Below are 18,246 nucleotides of genomic sequence, written 5' to 3' on the forward strand. Positions count from 1 at the left end.
CTAATTATACCAGGAACACGGCCCCCGAGCGCATTGCTCAAATTTGATGGTGCTGCTTTTCTAAGTTCCTTCATGTTAATATTGGAAATGGCTCCTACCACATTGGCTCTTTTCTGAATACCATAACCCACCACCTGGATTTCTGCAAAAGCAGCCGCATCCTCCGTCAGGCTCACCTCCATTCTGGCCAGTCCGTTAAGTCTTACTTTTTTTGTCACAAAACCCACATACGAAAAAATCAGCATCACTTTCGCATCCGGAACCTGGAGGGTAAATGTACCGTCTAAACCGGCAATTGTGCCAATGCTGCTGTGCTCCACCCTTATCGTTGCGCCAGGCAGGGCCGCACCTTTATCATCACTCACCGTTCCCTGTAATTGGATCTCCGATCCGGCAGCAGCTGTTTCAGGCAATACGACAATGTCATCCTCTTTTTTAAGCAGGATATTGTTTTCAACGATCTTAAAGGTATAAGGCAGGTTTTTGAAGCATTCCTTCAGCGTTACCTCAATCGGCGCATTTTTTACCTGTATATCAATCTTTATCCTGGTCAGCTCTTTATCTGTATACAAAAACACATAACCCGTTTGCTTTTCAATCGTCTGAAATATTTTTCCCAGTGCTGCATTTTTCTGGTTCAGCGTAATCTGACCGTATCCTTTGATACTGATATGAATAAAAGCTATGGTTATCAATAACGTTATTAATTTCATAACCAGGGAGAGAATATTTTAGTTAATCACTATGGTCTTTTTACCTTTATGAAATCTAGAATCTATTATTTTATAATCAATTTTAAAATAGCTCAACATTTCAAGCACCTTCGATATATTTACATTTCTATGCATTTTTCCGGAAAATGCAGTTTCAGAATCAGTTCCTTTATATTCCACATCTACATCATACCATCTTGAAATCTGTCGCATCACCGTTTTCACATCAGCATCTTTAAAGTAAAAATAGCCATTTTTCCAGGCAATGGCCTCTTCAACATCAACATTGGCCACATGGATCATACCCTTTGCCGTTACAGCCTGCTGTCCTGGCATAATTGTACTTACATTTTTACCTGCAAAAACCTTAACTCTGCCTTCCAGCAAAGTAGTATTTACGGACACTTCATCTGCGTAGGCCATCACATTAAAATGAGTACCCAATACCCGCACATTGGTTTCTCCGGCCTTTACAATAAAAGGGCTAGCTGCATTTGCTTTTACTTCAAAATAAGCTTCCCCTGTAATCTCCACATTTCTTTCTTTATTCGCAAATGACGTAGGAAACTTTATAGATGAAACGGCGTTTAGCCAAACGCCGGTACCATCCGGAAGAATGACATGATATTGCCCACCTTTTGGTGTGCTCACTGTATTGTAGGTAACGGCAGTTTTAGTACCAGGTCCATTTTTCAGCACATCATACTTCAACTGGCCATTGCCTGTTTTACTTACCGATGTATTGCCCTCACTAGCAAGTATGCCTTTTTTTGCCTGGTCTAAAATAATAGTCGAACCATCAGCCAGCGTCAGTACTGCTCTATCACCGCCGGGCATCACATCAGTAATCGTTTGCTGTTTACCTAAAGGTGCCGGGCTAAACTTCGAAATATAAAAGTAGAAGCCTGCAGCCATTAAAATGAACACTGCAGCAGCAGAACTGATCCAGATTCTTAATGGCGATTTCCGGGCTGGCTCAGCTAAACCAGCCTGCTTCAAAACACCATCCCATATTTCATTTTTTGCCCCACTTACATCTTTAACTTCCGGTAATTGCTGCAAATCTGACTCTTTAGCATACCATCGTTCTACAATTGCTCTTTCTTCCGGAGTACATAAATTTGCTGTATACCTGTCAAATAACTCCTGCGCTTCTTTCCTATTCATTAATCATTAAGTCGTGTAGTAATAAATAACAGTTAACATGTGCCCAGGTAGTAGATGGTTTTAAAATAAATTCGGAACAATATACGAATTGTATTTACGTTTACGTCGCCGGTACGAAATTCATAACCAATATGAATTCCCATAAGCATTGCTATCTTTGCTTACTAAGAAATCCAGACACTACAAGTCTCTGGATTTTTATTGCAAGATGAATATTGCTAAATAATCAGGGGATGTTATTAAAATCCCACAAATGAAATTGATAAGCTGGATTACCACTATCTCCTGTCACTGGATTTTGAGCTTCAATACCTACTAAAGCTACAAGATCCCCATTGTCATCGATGATCTGCATAAGTGCAGAAGGATGAAGATTTCTTGGATAACAAGGGAATTCAGAAGCGGTAGACAAGCAGGCACAGTTGTTAGTATAAGCCAATTGTCTAGAGTCATTATTGCTAGATAAATGATATATAATACCGGTTGCTCCGGGATGAGGAGTTGAACTGCAGGCAGACGGTGTACATGCAGTTGAACCCATATCCCAAACATGCAAGCTGTTTGTTGGAGTTGGTCAAGAAGGACTAGTAAATGATTGAAGATTAAGAGAAGTTTTAGCCCATCCATTGAATCCTGTTCCAGCTGTTATAACAGGCGTTGCTGTTCCTGTAGCACCGCTTGCCGCTACCCTTTTACTGGTAGTACTTTTAAAGGTTGGAATAGTAAGGGCCTGAGCAAAGGTGTAAATTTCACCCATATTTTTATAAGTACTCCATGAAGCATTGCTTCCATAGCCACGACCATGGGTAAGTGTGTAACTGGATGTTATTAGCGAAGCCCTTGCAATGGTTGGTGTTGGGTTGGTTATTGTCCAACTCTCAGTTGCTATAGCGCCAGTAGTCCAGGAAATATCCAGACGGCCATTGGTTACATTATATACGTATGTACCTGACCAGCTTCTATATGGATTTACACTTCCTCCAACAATCCAGCCGGTCGGCGACCATGTGGGGCAGGTTTTGGTCACTCCATCAAAAGTGCACCTATGAGAATTAAAAGCTGTTTTACCAAATTTAACGTCGCTTTGCCAGTTATACAACGTTGCATTTACAGTACCTGCTGACGCATTAAATTCAAGATTCACTATTCGTTCCCATGTATAACCGTTTGTATCAAAGTTGCCATTTACCCAGGTAAACCTTGCTTTACCACCAGGCAACGGTTGAGCGGAAGCAATTTCAGCTACCTTTCCGGAAACGTCAGATGGGATTAGGTCTCTATGTGATTCTTTGTCTTGCTCACAGGAAGACAGGGATAAAACAACTACCGTTAAGCACATCACAACTAAACTGAATACAGAAGAAGAAGATCTGCGAGGCTGAATATCTACTTTGCGATAAGCATATGATTTTAAAATTAGTTTTTTCATTTGGTTTATATTAATCTATTTAATTGTTTCTTATCCATTATTGATCTGCATCATAAATGAAGCATGCAATACTTCTCAAAAAGTAATAAAGTGGTTTGCTATGGTTATTGGTAAGTCCATTACCGTACCCTACTTGCCTTGTCATATCCTGGATGGCCAGGTGATAAATAATCTCCTCTATACGCGTACTTGTACACCCATTTTGGCAAGCAAAAGTTAGCAGCAACAGTATTTGCTCCATACCCGTCAAATGACCCTTGCGCTTCTTTCCTATTCATTAATCTTAAGCTATGTATTAATAAAACAGTTAATCTACTACCCTGGTAGTAGGTGGTTTTAAAATAGATTTGAAACCAGCACGCGAATTGTATTAACGTTTACGTTGCCGGCAGTAAAATCATAAGCAATATGAGTTTCCATTACCTTTGCTATCTTTGCCTTAATTACACGAAATACCTAGCATGGACGAAAAGATTATATTTTCGATGGCAGGGGTAAATAAGATTTACCCACCACAGAAACAAGTTTTAAAGAACATTTATCTTTCCTTTTTTTACGGCGCCAAAATTGGCGTAATCGGCTTAAACGGATCCGGTAAATCTTCTCTTTTAAAAATTATAGCCGGGTTGGATAAATCCTTCCAGGGAGAAGTTGTTTTCTCTCCAGGTTATACCGTTGGCTATCTGGCCCAGGAACCAGAACTGGATGAAAATAAAACTGTAAGGGAGGTTGTAGAAGAAGGCGTTGCCGAAATAACAGCGATCCTGAAAGAATATGAGGAAGTCAATGAAGCATTCGGCTTAGAAGAAAATTATTCCGATCCCGATAAGATGGATAAATTAATGGCCCGCCAGGGCGAACTGCAAGATAAAATAGATGCAGTGAACGCCTGGGAGTTAGATGCCAAACTGGAACGTGCCATGGACGCATTACGCTGCCCGGACCCTGAAACCAAAATTGCGGTATTATCAGGAGGTGAACGCCGCCGTGTGGCCATGTGCCGCCTGCTGCTCCAGGAACCGGATGTATTATTACTGGATGAGCCTACCAACCACCTGGATGCAGAAAGCATCGACTGGCTGGAACAATTCCTGAAAAATTATAAAGGAACTGTTATTGCAGTAACACACGACAGGTACTTCCTGGATAATGTTGCCGGATGGATCCTTGAGCTCGACAGAGGCGAAGGCATTCCCTGGAAAGGAAATTACTCTTCCTGGTTAGACCAAAAAGCCAAGCGCCTGGCCCAGGAAGAAAAAACAGAAAGCAAACGCCAGAAAACGCTGGAACGTGAACTGGAATGGGTACGTATGGCACCAAAAGCCAGACATGCAAAGTCTAAGGCCCGTTTATCCAATTACGACAAGCTGGCTTCAGAAGACTCCAAAGAAAGGGAAGACAAACTGGAACTGTTTATCCCTGCAGGTCCAAGACTGGGTAACGTCGTAATCGAAGCCAATAATGTAACCAAAGCCTATGGCGATAAGATCTTGTTTGAAAACCTGAGCTTTTCTTTGCCTCCTGCAGGTATCGTAGGTATCATTGGTCCAAATGGTGCCGGTAAAACTACCTTATTCAGATTAATTACCGAACAGGAAACTCCCGATAGCGGCACTTTCCGCGTGGGTGAAACAGTTGCATTGGGCTATGTAGACCAGATGCACAACGATCTTGACCCCAATAAAACTGTTTATGAGAACATCACAGACGGACTTGATAATATCCAGTTGGGCAACAAAGCGGTAAACGGCAGAGCTTACGTATCCAAGTTCAATTTCAATGGTGGCGACCAACAGAAAAAAGTAGGAATATTATCCGGTGGAGAGCGTAACCGCGTACACCTGGCCATTACCTTAAAAAGGGGGGCAAATGTATTACTGCTGGATGAGCCTACCAATGATATCGATGTAAATACATTACGTTCGCTGGAAGAAGCACTGGAAAACTTTGGTGGCTGTGCAGTAGTAATTAGTCACGACCGCTGGTTCTTAGACCGTATCTGTACACACATTCTCGCTTTTGAGGGTGAATCACAGGTTTACTTTTTTGAAGGAAACTACAGCGATTATGAGGAGAACCGCAAGAAACGTCTGGGCGATGTAACCCCACATCGCATCAGGTATAAAAAACTGGTATAATACCATACCATTACTATTAAAAAGGGCTTGCCAATTAAATTTAGCAAGCCCTTTTTGATCCTTATGTCTTTAGTCTCTTAAAGCATCAGTCTATTTTCAAATGAATCCCCTCTCCTTTTATCAATTTGTTCAGCAAACGGATCAGATCATTCAGGCTATACCTTAACAAGGTATAAACATTTAACCTAAAAATAGCAGTATCTGTCATTTCCGGTTTGTTTTTAAGCAGTTCTTTAATTTTGATCTGATTTTTCAGTCTTCTGGCTTCTGCCAGATGAAATGACAGAAAATAAGAAAGGCCAATTGGCTTTTCGGCCCATATTTGGGTAACGGCTTCCTGTATTCTGATAAATTCACACTCCAAAAATACGAGCTGCTCATTATCTATCTCAAATATTAAATCCCTTTGCATGTCAATCAACAACACGCCAATACGTACAAGGTGATTTTCGACAACAGGGCTGTTTTGGTTACTCATTTTTTTTGTTTGGCACTAATATAACATCCTTTTTCATCTGTTTTTTTATTGTTATTTCATTTGTGATGAAGCTATTGTGATCTTATAATTTTTTAACATAATTTTATACCATTTGGTTCATTTTTCTGCCTCTTTTTTCATCATTTTTTTGACAAATGATTAATAATAGAATAATCATCAAGGAATTGGATAACGCTTAACTATCCTTCCCCTACATTCAGCAGTTCATCATAGCTTATCCCATACAACCTTGCTACCTTATTTAACATACTTTCCGTAGGATAAATAAAATCAGTTTCAATTTTATTGTACGTCCCTGCCGCAGTCTTCAGCAATGCAGCCGTTTCTTCTACGGAAGTGCCTGCCTGCTCCCTTAACATCCTGAACTTTTCGCCCAGGGTCAGTTTCATAAAATCCATAATGCGCAGTATTTGATTAAAATGCTCTAATTACCCAGATTTTTACCCAGGCCCCGCAAAGGTACTTAAAATTTTAAGTAATCTATATAATGTTTTTTAAACTATAGCTTCCTGTACTTAAAGCTAAAACTCCCATGCTCCTGATAAGTGTATGTCCTTCTAATCTTACTGTAAACTATAGGGGCATCCAGCTGCACCCTCATAAAATTCAGCGTGTCAAACAAAGCACGTCTCGAAATGTTCAAATGTTCGGCTAAACAGTCAGGACTGCCCGTTGCTTTCTGCCTGATTAAGGCGTCAATGGTAATTACCCGATTTAAATCTACTTTCATAGCATTCATATTAAGCGTTAAAAACTGTTACTCATTTCAAACATTGGCAGGTACATGGCCACCAGGATAAACCCTACCACCAGCCCTAAAAAAATAATGATCAATGGCTCTATCAGTTTACTCAGGGTATTGGTCTGGTGCTCTATCTCGTCTACATATTGCCCGGCTATACTTTCAAAAAAATAATCCAGTTTATTGATCTCCTCACCAACTTTGATCAGCTGCACCAGCTTGGGCGGATAAATGCTGAAATCGCTTAAGCATTCATGCAATGCCCTGCCTTCCATTATGCCCTGCTCTACTTTCTTTAAAGAAACCTCAAGGGGGTAAAACACAATAGTCTGTCCGGCCATGGCAATGGCCCTGAGCAAGGGGATCCTGGTGCTCACCAGCAAACGCATGGTATTGCAAAACCTGGCCAGGTAAATCTTTTTCACAAGTTCGCCCAGCACCGGTATCTTCAACACCAGATCAGAGGTAACCCGTCTAAACAACAACCCGTTCCTGTTGCGGTAAACCAGGTAAGCCAGCAACGCCAGCAGCAAGAAACCAGGAATAAAAAAGCGTTCCACAAAAGCAGAAAAAGAGATCACTACCTGGGTAATCCAGGGCAGTTTGCCCCCAAAGCGCTTAAACACATCACTAAACATAGGTACTACAAAACGCAGCATAAAAAATACCGCTCCGGCCGAAGTGCCCAGTACGATCAGCGGATAAGTAAGCGCCCCCACAATCTTTCTGTGCTGGGCAATCTTACGGCGATAGTATACCGCCAGGTCTTTCATCACTTCGGCCAGGTTGCCCGTCTCTTCCCCTATCTGTATACTAAAAAAATCATAGTCCGAAAACTTGCCCGAACTTTGCACCGCCAAAGCCATGGATTGCCCCGCAATAACCTTCTCCTTAATCTGCCTGATGAGCTCCGTATGTTTATCTTTTGTCCCCTTAATATGTTCCAGCGTCATCAGGTCCAGGCTGTTTTTCAAATCAATGCCCGATTGCAGCAACGTGCTCAATTCAAAAAAGAAACCGTCCTTCTTCTTGTCCGATAACCTGCCCGAACCAATACTGATGTCTTTGGAAAGCATTTCGCCCAAGGAAAAACCAGGTTTGGGCACTTCCTTTTTCAAGGTCTTACTGCGCTGCTGATATTTTGAAATGTCTACCCTGACCATAATTTATTTTTTTAGTTGAAATAGCTCCTCTGCCGAATACTGCTTCTTCACCTGGAACAAGGCCGGCTCATCCGCATGGCTGAAACTGAAAACCAAAAGGTCAGCTAAACCCGATTCCTGTACCTGCCCCTCAAAACTTCCCTGTACCTTTAAATCTTTTAGCTTAAAAGTATCCAACAGTATAGCCTTACGCAGTACCCGGTCCTTTCCCAGTTCATAGCTTATCAGCAGCCCCCCTTTCAGATCCTCCAGTAGCAATTCTCCTTCTGAAAGCTCCAGGCTGGCAGCCCTTTCCACATCTTTAGCCATCACCTTTTTAAACTGCACCAGTTCTGCCTGCACCAGGTTGGTTTTGCTGTAGCCCTCTTGCAGGCGCATAAAAATGGAACTGGCATAGTAGGCCATGCCAATAACTATAGTAGCCAGCAGCATGCTCAACACCAGCTCAAACAGGGTAAAAGCCTTAACCTTACTGCCCATCGTCCCTCCTGATCATACGTCTCAACTCCGATAATTTAGTGCCCGACAGATCGTAACACTGCAGCTGCATCAGCAGCAGCCCCGGGTATCGTTCAACAGGTTTATAACCCAGCTCAAAATGCAGTTCCCCTCTTTGTAATACCTGGTCTTCAAACACACCGGCACTGATCAGGCTGTCGGCTACAAAACCCTGTTCCAGGCTGGCACGCAGTTTTACGTCCGAATACGTGCTCAGCATCACCTGGCTATACAGACTTATGCCAGCTGCAAAACTCAACAGCAGGATCAGCACAGCAACAATGGTTTCTATGATGGATGAGCCGTTCAATTTTCTTCCCCTTACCATAGCCAGCACAATACTTTATTCTGATCGGCCTGGCCGTTAAACAATTTCGAGCTCAGGTAATACCCTGAACGTGCAGGCCTGTTCAGCTGCACATCGATCAGGTAGTTTTCATACAGCGAGCTGCTGGTCCTGGCCATAAAACGGATCAGTTCAACAGAACCTTGAACAGCAGCGCCTTTAGCCAGGTTCAAATATCCTTTTACATAGATCTCGCCTTTAACCACTGAACCTTCGCCAAGGGCAATCACGGGCATCAGCTGACTCCGCTCCTTTTCGTAGGCAAACAAAACCCCTTCAACCTTACAGTCTTTGCCAATGTCTATCCTTACCTGAAATTTTGCCGTATCATTTTTTAATACCAGCAATGCCGAAGGATAGTCAAGCTGCACCCTATTACCCACCCGGATAGAATCGCTGGCAAATACCTGCAGCTTTCCTTTAAAGCCATCTTTGATCTGTACATAAGGCGCTACCAGGATCACCTGGTCTAAACTGGTACTTTCATCAATCACAATAGCGCTGTCTGCAAAGATCATCACCTTGCCCCTGGCCTTATAACCTGAAAGCGCGGCATGCGCCTCCCCCATATAAACCCTTTTTACCTGTGCATAAAAAGAGTTTAACGTACTGTCCTTATCCGGCCCATTCATTTCTTCGGCCGGCAGCTCCTTATGGTCCAGCACAGCCAGTAAATCAACAGCCTGTTGCAAAAAACCTCCATCAGGTTCCGGCAGTAACCGCCCACTGTCTTTTATGCTGCCATAAACCAGGGTTTTATCGGCATAAGTTGCATTTTCAACATAAGCGGCCTTTATGCCCGATTTGGGCAGGTATGCTGTTCCCCTGATCAAAGATTTACCACTGATGGACAGCGGTCTGTCCTCGTCGCACAGGTACAGCACCTTTAATGTGTCCTTTACCCCGGCGCCAATTAAAAAAGCCTTTTGTAAGGTATCCCTGCCTATCCAGGCCTTCACCAGCCCCATTTCATAAATCCCCCAGGCTTGTTTATCCAGCAATACACTGTCATCGTCCAGGCCATATAAACTCATTTTTGCCAAAGTATCTGTATTAAAATCGGCCTGCAGCACTACGGTCAATCCCGATTCCAGGTTTTGCTCCAGCTTATCCCTGCGTTCCAGCTTCTTATTTTCCATCCTGTAGGTATAGCCGATCAGCAATACCGATCCGCAGACCAGCACAATCAGCATCGATAAGATCAAAGAAATGTATAACGCAGAAGACCGGATCATTTCTTTTTCCCTTTCAGCATTTTCTTTAAACGCACCAACAGGCTTGTCCCTTTTTTCTTTTCCAGCAGCTTCCCATTGTTGTACCTTACTTTTTCTTTTAGCTTACCTAAGCTGTCATACCGCAGGGTAGGGCCATTTTTTAAGCCCCTATACCAGTGCTGCGTTTCCAGCAAAGTCCCGTCAGGCTGCCACATCAGCCATTTCCCGTTTTTCAGTCCATAGGCATACTCCCCTTTTTCCTTCAATTGTTTGTTTACTGCATAATAAGCTATGTATTGCCCATGCAGCAGTTTACCCGAATAATCACCCTGACTACTGTGTATCAATCCTTTACCATACCAGGCATACACTTTATTACTGGCCGTAAATATCTTATCCTCCGCATTTGCCAGTTCTGCATAAATAAAACCATCGGCAGTACTTACCCTTACCTTACGGCCAAGGTTACCAATCAGGCTCAGCTCCTGTGGTTTACAGGCCGAAAATACCAGCAAGCCAATTGTTAAAATTCTGTTTACCTTCATCATTTATTTATCCTTATAAAACTCGTTTTACCTTTATACTTCACTTTAACAGAATCGCTGCTGATGCTGATCAGTTGCAGCTCATCGATCAGCCCGCCCTCTTCCAGCATCAGTTCCCTGCCATTCTGGTTCATAATGGCCACCTTTTTCCTGTTCCCTGCATTCCATACATAGCCCAGGTATCTGGTGTTTACCGGCTTAAGCATTGGCGCTGCAGGCACCGGCCTGATGGGCTGCACCGTTTCTGTTGCAACCTGAGCAACAGAAACGGCAGACTGCTGACCTTCGGTTTCCAGTTCTTTAAAGGGATCAGCATAGCCCAGCTGCAACTGAAAAGTATCCGGCTGCAACACAGGCACATGGGTTTTTATTGTACCCCCGGTAATATTTAACGCCGGCAAAAGCGCTTTATCTGTTCCAACTGCAGCATAAACCCGCATAATGATGATGCCCCAGATGCAGATCACCAAAAACCCCAGTAAATACAGCAATGCCTTTTTGTGCTTCATACCTTACTGAATGCTAAAGTTCATTTCATCACTCAAGGCCCCCTCATTACCTGCCTCATCAACCGCCGAAACACGCCAGTAAACCTTTTCACCCGGTTCGCCCAGGTTAAACACATAGCTGGTACCACTCACCAACGCCGGGAAACCGGAACTGTATACCGTCTTATCATTTTTAAACACATATAACTTATACTTTTTAGCCGTGGCTACAGCCGTCCATTGCAGTGTAACCGGCTTAGTTACCACAAGCCCGTTTGCAGGGCCAACAATCGTTACTTTGCCCGGGGGGCTAATGTCATAACTGAGGTTGAATATGTCCGACCATTTCGATTGCACCGTAGCGTTTTCTGCCCTTACCCGCCATTTAAACAAGCCCTCTTTCGGAAAAGTAAAGCTGTAAGAAAGACCGGCCGAGGTACCATTGTAAACCATTTTTGCCTCATCCCCAAAATTCTCCGTATCAATCTGCAACCGATACTGTTCCGCACCAAACAGGGCATTCCATTTCAGCTGCACCGTTTCCTGGTTACTCAGGTAACCGCTTCCCGGCAAACTGAGTATCACCTTCTGCTCTTCAACAGAAGATTCATGGATGATAAAGCCAGCACTGGTATAAGCGGTATGGCTGCTCCCGTTTTCAGCCCTTACCCGCCACTGGTACCGGCCGGGGTCAAGCGTTAAGCTGATCTTGTTTAAACCATTCATCAGCGTATCTGCAACCATCGAACTCGCACCGGCAAAATCTGGCGTTACCAGCTGCAGCCGGTAATACAGTGCATCCTCAACCGGTTCCCACCAAAAACCTACCTGGTACTTTCCAGATTCAGCGCCATCTGCAGGGGCCAGCAATACTACCTTACGTTTTTCCAGCGAAGGTTCTATGAAATCTTTACAGGACATGACCATCCCCATCAAAAGCATGATCAGCAGCATGGGCGCAGCAGCGCAAAATTTTGTTCTTCTCTTCATATACATTTAATCTTTGTCCGGCAGTGCCAGTAGTTCTACATTCAGCAGCAGTTGCTTTTCCCTGGGCTTTTTCACATAAGTGATCCCGCTCAGCATGCCTATATTTTTTAAATAACTCAACTCATGCAGCAGCTGCTGCAGGTTTCCAAATTCGCCGTTAAACCCCATAGCCTGCCTGTAAAACTGCTGCTGGTTGTACAACACCGTTTTCACTGGTGGATAGGCATTTATCGTACAGGCATATTTCTGCGCCAAACCTGCTGCGCTGTTCCATAAGGTATTTTTCCAGGCCAGGGTATCCACTCTAAAGCGCCGGTATAGCTCATCCACTTTTTTAATGCGTGCCAGGGTATAAACCGGGCTCACGCTCAGCCGATCTGTACCCAGGCCCTGCTCCTTCAGTAAAGTATACGTCCGGTAGCTTTCCCAGGTCCTTTTAAAAGCCAGCTGGTAACTGGCCAGCAGCAGCAAAAGCATCAGAGGTATCACCAGCTTTAGTACCAGGGTATAATCCAGGGTCTTATTCTTCATGGGCTTTCAGTTGAACGGCGATGGCAAAAGATCCGCTGCCATCATCGGGGTTAATCGCATAATTCAATATTTTACAGCCTTCCACCCAGTCTTTCGCCCTGATGGCAAAAATCCAGTTGTTCAGCATGCTGGCATCCCTGCAGGCCCCTCTCACCTTTACCTGCCTGTTCTGGTACACCATTTCATGCCTGGCCCTGCTCAACTCCTCATCGGCTGGGTTAATGCTAAATTCCTGCAAACTCATTTTAGCTGGCATACAGGCCATCAGTGCATCGCACAGGTAAGCATAATTTAAGCCACCAGTCCAGCCGGCAGCCTTAATCAATTCCGTTTTTTTACCGATCTCCTTTTCCTGGCCTCTCAATTTTCCTATTTCTGCAGTACTGCTGTTACTGGCAGCCGAAAGCAGCTTAACCTGCTCGCTGTAATAGCTGTACCCTACAAAATTCAGCAGCAGCAAAACCATTAACACCAGTCCGGCCAGCAGGCCTATCCCTTTTAGTTTTGCCCTGGCAAAAGCCTGCGCCCGGTTAACCCTCAGCTGCTCCACCGCTACATAGGTTCCTTCCGTTCCGCCCAGCAGCACCTGAAAAGCCGCGGCGTAGGCAGGCAACAATTCCTCTTCCAGCTGCCCCTCTTTCAGTTCCATCGCATCATCCAATACAAAAGCATCCAAACTGAGCGACAACACCATAAATCCCTGTTCCCTGAAAGCGGCCATCAGCTCATCGGCCTCATTACGCCTGATGGCCGAGATAAATGAATACTCCTCATTGCTATAATGCTGCAGATAAAAATGATCCGGATTCGCATTCGGCAATACCTGGTTCAGCACCTGCGGGTCCAGGCCCTGTACCTTATCAATTTTTTTAGTGATGATGCCCTTTCCCGTCAGCACAATTGCAAGCGGACCAGGCTTAAAATTTTTGGCAAAGTGCACTACACTTTTCAGGCCTTTGTCCTGGTGCTCAAAAGCCAGCTGCGCTTTGCTTAGCTTAAGGGTACAGGCATGTATCAGCTTTTGCCCATCCTTCTCCGTATGTACCTGCACACCGGTAAGGGTGCTCAGCCTCATTAAATCCTGTATCATGGCCTTCAGCATATTATTGATAAATTATGGTCGGTTTAATAAAGACCAGCGTTACTACCTTCGATTTCGTTTGCTCCCTGCTGCTAAATATCCATTTCAGGACCGGTATACGCGACAGCAGGGGTACGCCACTTCCACTATCCGATTTTTCCGACCTTTCCATACCACCCAGTACAATCATATCCTCGTTATGTGCTCGGATAATCGACTCAAACTTACTGGTCGATGTCGGTGGCGGTGCATTTGCGGGCGGCGTACCAATAAAGTCAGATATCTCTACCTTAATCTTTAGGGTCACCTGGTCATCACCCGAAACCACGGGACTAATGCCAATGGCCAGGTTGGCATCCACCTTGTTAAACTGTTCGGTAAATACCGTTTGGGTATTAACCGATGAAAACACGTTCTGCGTTTTGGTCACGTAATACCGGGTGGTGCCTATACTTAAATTGGCCGTATGACCATTCAGGGTGGCCAGTTTGGGCACCTGCCTGATCTCGATATTGTTGTTGGCTTCCAGTGCATTTAGTTTCACGTAAAAGTTGGGGGTTACCTTCCCGATATTAAATACACTGTTGGAGCCAATTTTTCCGAGCAGGTTATTGATAGAACCTGCCCCAAGTGTCATGTCCACACCCGACAGCACAGTACCCCTGGTCCGCACCACCGAATCTGCCAGTCCGGCTTCTATGCCGGTCTTGGTGGTATGCCCTTTCCTGATATCCAGCAGGGTCACTTCAATCAGCACCATCGGCACCAGTTTATCCAGCTCCCTGATGTAGGTCTCAATTTCCGCAAGTTGCGGGGCCGAACCGGAAAGCAGCAAGGTGTTCTGCTCCTTAAACTCCTTAATGTCCACCCCCTTTTTCCATTCCATAGGGATCATGTTCATGATCGTATCTACAGACCGGTACTGCAATTGCAGTACTTTGTTCTTGCGCAGCCCCTCCAGTTTCCTGTCGCCAATCAGGTACACCCCATTATCCACTTTATAGGTATAGTCCGTTCCGTTAAACATCGCCGTCAAAAAATTATCGAAGGTAATGTTGTTCACCTTGGTGCTGATGTTCCCTTTCAGTTCCGAATACAGGAAAAAGTTGATATTCGTCTCGTTAGCGGCCGATTTCACCAGGTCTATGATCGGGATATTGATGGCATCAATGGTCAGCAGCTTACCACTTTTAATGTTCTTATCGCTTTTTCCTGAAACATTAAACGTGCCCTTAGCAGCCCCGGCCCCGGCGGTTGGTTTCAGGTTCTTCCTGATGTCAGTGTCCTTATCTGCATTGATAAAAACTTCTTCCCCTTCCTCCAGGGCCTGAAAAACATATACATTGTCGCTGGTCCTCGTCAGCTTCAGCTCATTGGCAAAGGCCAGTTTTTCCAGGGCCGTCTCCAGTGGGGCCTCGTTAAAAAAGCCGCTCACCAGTTTGCTGTTTAAACTTACCGGCACCACAATGTTTTTTCCCGAAAGCTGGCTGATCTTACGGGCCACCAGCACCAGGCTGTCGCTGCTGAGTTCCATCGATAGGGTATTTGCAGCCGCATTGTATTTCAGGGCAATTACTTTTGGCACATAAGGGGCTTTGATCACCGGCGGGTTATAGGGCCCAACCGTAATGATAGAACCGATCACGTTCACTTCCAGGCTATAATTTTTGGCCAGGAAAAGCAGCACATTCAAGGCATTCTCATTGGTAAAATTGTTCGACACCTTGATGTTTAGCATCGGATCTACATTGATGTTGAGCTGATTGGCCTGGGCCACCGCCCTTAAAAACTCCTGAATGGAGGCACCCGACAGCCCCAGCTGCACCTTTTGCTTTAAGCCAGGTACAAAGGCCGAAAGTCCCACCAGTTTTTTCTCCAGGGTTTCCATCCGCTCCTGCTGACTTTGTTGTCCAAAAACCGGTTTCTGTGCCAATAACGATACACACAAAAACAACAGCACGAATAAGGGTTTAAAAATCGATTTCTTCATGTTAATTATACAATAGCGGGTAAACTTCTTCTAATGAGGTATGGCCATGGGCAAACAGCGCAAAAGCATTTTCACCAATGGTATAAATTCCCCGTTCCTTTAATAAGGCCTCAGGCTGCTGGTTACCTGCCTTGATCTGGAAGGCCAGCTCCTGGTCCAGCGGGATCACTTCATATACTGCCTTACGGCCTTTATAACCGGTAAAATAGCACTGGTCGCAGCCCTTTGCCATCCAATGCACATCCACCTTTTCGGGCGGGTTAAAACTTTTAGGGTACAGGCTGTGTTCCATGCTGTTTTGGGTTTTACAATGCGGACAAAGCAGGCGCACCAGGCGCTGCGCTACCGAGGTGTTCAGCGTATTGGCCACCAAAAAAGGTGGAATGCCCATATCCATCAAACGCGATATGGTGCCCCAGGCCGAGTTGGTATGGATGGTAGAAAGCACCAGGTGGCCCGTTAATGCAGCGCGTATGGCCATATTGGCCGTTTCCGGATCGCGGATCTCCCCAACCATGATCACATCCGGGTCCTGCCTTAAAAAAGTGCGGAGTGCCGCAGCAAAGGTCAGGCCTATGTTCTCTTTCAGCTGTACCTGGTTAATGCCGTCCAGCGTATATTCAATGGGATCTTCAATGGTCAGGATGTTCCTGGTGTTCTTGTTCAGCAGTTTCAATGTAGCATACAGGGTGGTGGTTTTACCAGAGCCTGTTGGCCCGCTGATCAGTACAATGCCATTGGGCCTTTTTACCCCTTCCAGGTAATTGTTCAGATCCCCTTCAGCAAAGCCAAGGGTATACAGGTCTATATTGGTGGCATCATTGTTCAATAAGCGGAGCACCACCTTTTCGCCATAAAGCGTGGGCAGCACCGATACCCTGATGTCAAACTGGTGCTGGGCAGTCTTAAAGTTGATCCTGCCATCCTGCGGCAGTCTTTTCTCTGCAATGTCCAGGTTAGCCAGAATCTTGATCCGGTTAATGATGGCCGGGTATTCCAGGCGGCTCAACAGGTAACGCTCAATCAACATCCCGTCAATCCGGATCCGCACCCTGCATTTTTCTTCGTAAGTTTCAATATGGATGTCACTGCTTTTTAAACGCTTGGCCTCAGCAATCAGGTTTTCCAGGAAATCATCAGAAGCATGGTCATGCGTCAGGTTGCCGATGCTGGTCTGCTGCTCTTCCCTGATGTAATACTGGTTCAGCAGCCTGGCCATTACCAGCGGGTCAAGCGTTTGCAAAACAATGGTTCTGCCCAGTAAAACCTCCAGCTCATCTGTTAAGGCGGCCACATCTGCCCCCTCCTCACAATACAGGCATAAGGTATCCGCCAGCAGTTCTTCCGGAAAAATCCTGTAATACCAGGCCTGTTCCATGGTCAGCTCATGGATCAATGCAGGGTTTACGCTCAGTTCCTGTTTAACCTCTTTCATAAACATTTGATAAAAGATCAGGTAAAAAATCGCCATTGCCCGGTGCTGTTTTCCAGATCCAGGAAGCCAGCAGAAGCAGGATCAAAACAAAGCCCTGCAACCCCGCTAGTGGGATTGTAAAATTTGCAGGCCTGCGCAAAAGCAGGTATGCCCCGGTACCCATACAGATCAGCAACAGGCTGAACAGGTAGAACAGAAAGAAATCGACCGGCGAAAAGAAAAGGGCCAGGCACAACAGGAACAGGATGTCGCCCATACCCAGATGCCGCCGGGTAAGGTTTACCATGCTCCCCTGCTTTAAAGAAAACCAAGCGGTCAGCAGTACCAGTACAAAGGCAACAAAGCCAATGTTCAGCAAGCAGTTTTGCAGGCTTAACGAGGGGTTAAGCAACAACAGAACGATAGCCAGTACGGGAAACAGGTACCAGGAAATGGCCCGGAATTTCATATCCTGGATGCCCATCACCAATAAGATCAGCAGCAGTAAGAGCCTTATCAAAATTATACTAAACATCAGTCCTGCACGGTTTCCCTTAAATTCTTGTCCTGGTCAATCTCCCATACATTAAATAACCCGTCGCCGTCAAAATCGACCACGGCTGTGGCACGGATCACGAAGGTGTTGCCCGTGGCCGAAACCACTTCCAGGCGGTAATTGGCCTTGCCATCCTTGCCGTCTGTACTCAGCTTTTCCTGGATGTAACCAATCTCGGCCAGATCGGTTGAATATTTGGACTTCTCATAAAAGAAGGTCTTTTCCAGCTGATGGGCATGCTGCAGCTGCATTTTGGCCTCTGTGTTTTTTGCCTTGGTAATTAAGGGCATCAGGTTGGGCAGAACCAACAGGATCAGGATTCCGATGATCACCAGTACCACCAGGATCTCCGTAAGGGTATAGGCTTTTAGTTTGGTACTTCTCATTTATATGGTTTCAAATAACAGGTGCTACATGCATCCTGGTACCGACCAATATAAAACAGCAAAGGGCAACCAGTTTGCCCCGCAACATTTATTTGAAAATAATTTTTAAAACGATTTTTTGAAGAAAAAACAGGCTTTAAGATATCATTAAGCAGTTTTTTTAATTAGGCAGACAAAAAAATGGAGCTTAACCCAAAAAATGCGGGGCTAAAAAACTGCCCCGGGTATTCTTGATTTGGAGGTACAAGCTGTAAAAGTTTGAATATTTTTTTCTGCGGCATTGGTACAAAACATAAAGTTGATTTAAAGTTTTGAGCCGATTAAAAGTATTAATCGGCTCAAATGTACAATTGGTA

The 18,246-nt window shown here is 44.9% G+C and carries 21 protein-coding genes; 1 reads left to right on the plus strand and 20 read right to left on the minus strand.

Features of this window, described 5'->3' with window-relative positions; genetic code table 11:
• The 4 genes from HDC92_RS22685 to HDC92_RS22700 all read right to left on the minus strand — a co-directional run.
• A partial coding sequence (locus HDC92_RS22685; protein WP_183877218.1) for a carboxypeptidase-like regulatory domain-containing protein occupies positions 1-713 on the minus strand: 713 nt, incomplete at its 3' end.
• Between the two features lie 18 nt (positions 714-731).
• Entirely contained in the window at positions 732-1,880 is a 1,149-nt protein-coding gene (locus HDC92_RS22690; protein ID WP_183877219.1) for a FecR family protein, read from the minus strand.
• A gap of 226 nt (positions 1,881-2,106) precedes the next feature.
• Positions 2,107-2,421: a hypothetical protein gene (locus HDC92_RS22695; protein WP_183877220.1), complete on the minus strand. Its 315-nt coding sequence runs from the start codon at positions 2,419-2,421 to the stop codon at positions 2,107-2,109.
• A 33-nt stretch (positions 2,422-2,454) separates the two neighbouring features.
• Positions 2,455-3,309 carry a hypothetical protein gene (locus HDC92_RS22700; protein WP_183877221.1) on the minus strand — a complete coding sequence of 285 codons (855 nt, stop codon included), beginning with the start codon at positions 3,307-3,309 and terminating at the stop codon, positions 2,455-2,457.
• A 461-nt stretch (positions 3,310-3,770) separates the two neighbouring features.
• Here HDC92_RS22700 and ettA point away from each other — a divergent pair, with 461 nt between their 5' ends.
• Positions 3,771-5,447: an energy-dependent translational throttle protein EttA gene (ettA, locus tag HDC92_RS22705; RefSeq protein ID WP_012781279.1), complete on the plus strand. Its 1,677-nt coding sequence runs from the start codon at positions 3,771-3,773 to the stop codon at positions 5,445-5,447.
• Between the two features lie 85 nt (positions 5,448-5,532).
• Here the strand turns inward: ettA and HDC92_RS22710 are convergent, their stop codons facing one another.
• The 16 genes from HDC92_RS22710 to HDC92_RS22785 form a co-directional block, all read right to left on the minus strand.
• The gene (locus tag HDC92_RS22710; protein WP_183877222.1) at positions 5,533-5,925 is read right to left on the minus strand and encodes a hypothetical protein; all 393 of its coding nucleotides are present in this window, start codon (positions 5,923-5,925) and stop codon (positions 5,533-5,535) included.
• 200 nt (positions 5,926-6,125) lie between these two features.
• Positions 6,126-6,344 carry a helix-turn-helix domain-containing protein gene (locus HDC92_RS22715; protein WP_012781277.1) on the minus strand — a complete coding sequence of 73 codons (219 nt, stop codon included), beginning with the start codon at positions 6,342-6,344 and terminating at the stop codon, positions 6,126-6,128.
• A gap of 101 nt (positions 6,345-6,445) precedes the next feature.
• Positions 6,446-6,676: a hypothetical protein gene (locus HDC92_RS22720; RefSeq protein WP_183877223.1), complete on the minus strand. Its 231-nt coding sequence runs from the start codon at positions 6,674-6,676 to the stop codon at positions 6,446-6,448.
• 17 nt (positions 6,677-6,693) lie between these two features.
• Positions 6,694-7,851, minus strand: a complete 1,158-nt coding sequence (locus tag HDC92_RS22725; RefSeq protein ID WP_183877224.1) for a type II secretion system F family protein — start codon at positions 7,849-7,851, stop codon at positions 6,694-6,696.
• Positions 7,852-7,854: 3 nt separating this feature from the next.
• A complete protein-coding gene (locus HDC92_RS22730; protein WP_183877225.1) occupies positions 7,855-8,331 on the minus strand; it encodes a type II secretion system protein J in 477 nt (158 codons plus the stop codon).
• The gene (locus HDC92_RS22735; protein WP_183877226.1) at positions 8,321-8,677 is read right to left on the minus strand and encodes a hypothetical protein; all 357 of its coding nucleotides are present in this window, start codon (positions 8,675-8,677) and stop codon (positions 8,321-8,323) included. The genes HDC92_RS22730 and HDC92_RS22735 overlap by 11 nt, the downstream gene beginning before the upstream one ends.
• On the minus strand, positions 8,671-9,930 hold the full coding sequence (locus HDC92_RS22740) for a hypothetical protein (protein WP_183877227.1): 1,260 nt from the start codon (positions 9,928-9,930) through the stop codon (positions 8,671-8,673). Before HDC92_RS22740 ends, HDC92_RS22735 begins: the two co-directional genes overlap by 7 nt.
• Positions 9,927-10,457, minus strand: coding sequence for a toxin-antitoxin system YwqK family antitoxin (locus tag HDC92_RS22745; RefSeq protein ID WP_183877228.1), 531 nt, complete (start codon positions 10,455-10,457; stop codon positions 9,927-9,929). The genes HDC92_RS22740 and HDC92_RS22745 overlap by 4 nt, the downstream gene beginning before the upstream one ends.
• The gene (locus HDC92_RS22750) at positions 10,454-10,963 is read right to left on the minus strand and encodes a hypothetical protein (RefSeq protein WP_183877229.1); all 510 of its coding nucleotides are present in this window, start codon (positions 10,961-10,963) and stop codon (positions 10,454-10,456) included. The genes HDC92_RS22745 and HDC92_RS22750 overlap by 4 nt, the downstream gene beginning before the upstream one ends.
• A gap of 3 nt (positions 10,964-10,966) precedes the next feature.
• Positions 10,967-11,932 carry a hypothetical protein gene (locus HDC92_RS22755; protein WP_183877230.1) on the minus strand — a complete coding sequence of 322 codons (966 nt, stop codon included), beginning with the start codon at positions 11,930-11,932 and terminating at the stop codon, positions 10,967-10,969.
• Positions 11,933-11,938: 6 nt separating this feature from the next.
• Positions 11,939-12,463, minus strand: coding sequence for a hypothetical protein (locus HDC92_RS22760; protein WP_183877231.1), 525 nt, complete (start codon positions 12,461-12,463; stop codon positions 11,939-11,941).
• Positions 12,453-13,553 carry a hypothetical protein gene (locus HDC92_RS22765; RefSeq protein WP_183877232.1) on the minus strand — a complete coding sequence of 367 codons (1,101 nt, stop codon included), beginning with the start codon at positions 13,551-13,553 and terminating at the stop codon, positions 12,453-12,455. Before HDC92_RS22765 ends, HDC92_RS22760 begins: the two co-directional genes overlap by 11 nt.
• A gap of 13 nt (positions 13,554-13,566) precedes the next feature.
• The gene (locus HDC92_RS22770) at positions 13,567-15,534 is read right to left on the minus strand and encodes a type II secretion system protein GspD (RefSeq protein WP_183877233.1); all 1,968 of its coding nucleotides are present in this window, start codon (positions 15,532-15,534) and stop codon (positions 13,567-13,569) included.
• A gap of 1 nt (position 15,535) precedes the next feature.
• Positions 15,536-16,969, minus strand: a complete 1,434-nt coding sequence (locus tag HDC92_RS22775) for a GspE/PulE family protein (protein ID WP_183877234.1) — start codon at positions 16,967-16,969, stop codon at positions 15,536-15,538.
• Positions 16,956-17,468 carry a hypothetical protein gene (locus HDC92_RS22780; RefSeq protein ID WP_183877235.1) on the minus strand — a complete coding sequence of 171 codons (513 nt, stop codon included), beginning with the start codon at positions 17,466-17,468 and terminating at the stop codon, positions 16,956-16,958. The genes HDC92_RS22775 and HDC92_RS22780 overlap by 14 nt, the downstream gene beginning before the upstream one ends.
• A gap of 14 nt (positions 17,469-17,482) precedes the next feature.
• Positions 17,483-17,890 (minus strand): type IV pilin protein, encoded by a 408-nt coding sequence (locus HDC92_RS22785; protein ID WP_012781262.1) that lies wholly within the window; start codon positions 17,888-17,890, stop codon positions 17,483-17,485.
• Positions 17,891-18,246: the final 356 nt, after the last annotated feature.

Origin of the sequence: Pedobacter sp. AK017, from assembly GCF_014200825.1 — a bacterium.
In the GTDB taxonomy this organism is placed as follows: domain Bacteria; phylum Bacteroidota; class Bacteroidia; order Sphingobacteriales; family Sphingobacteriaceae; genus Pedobacter; species Pedobacter heparinus.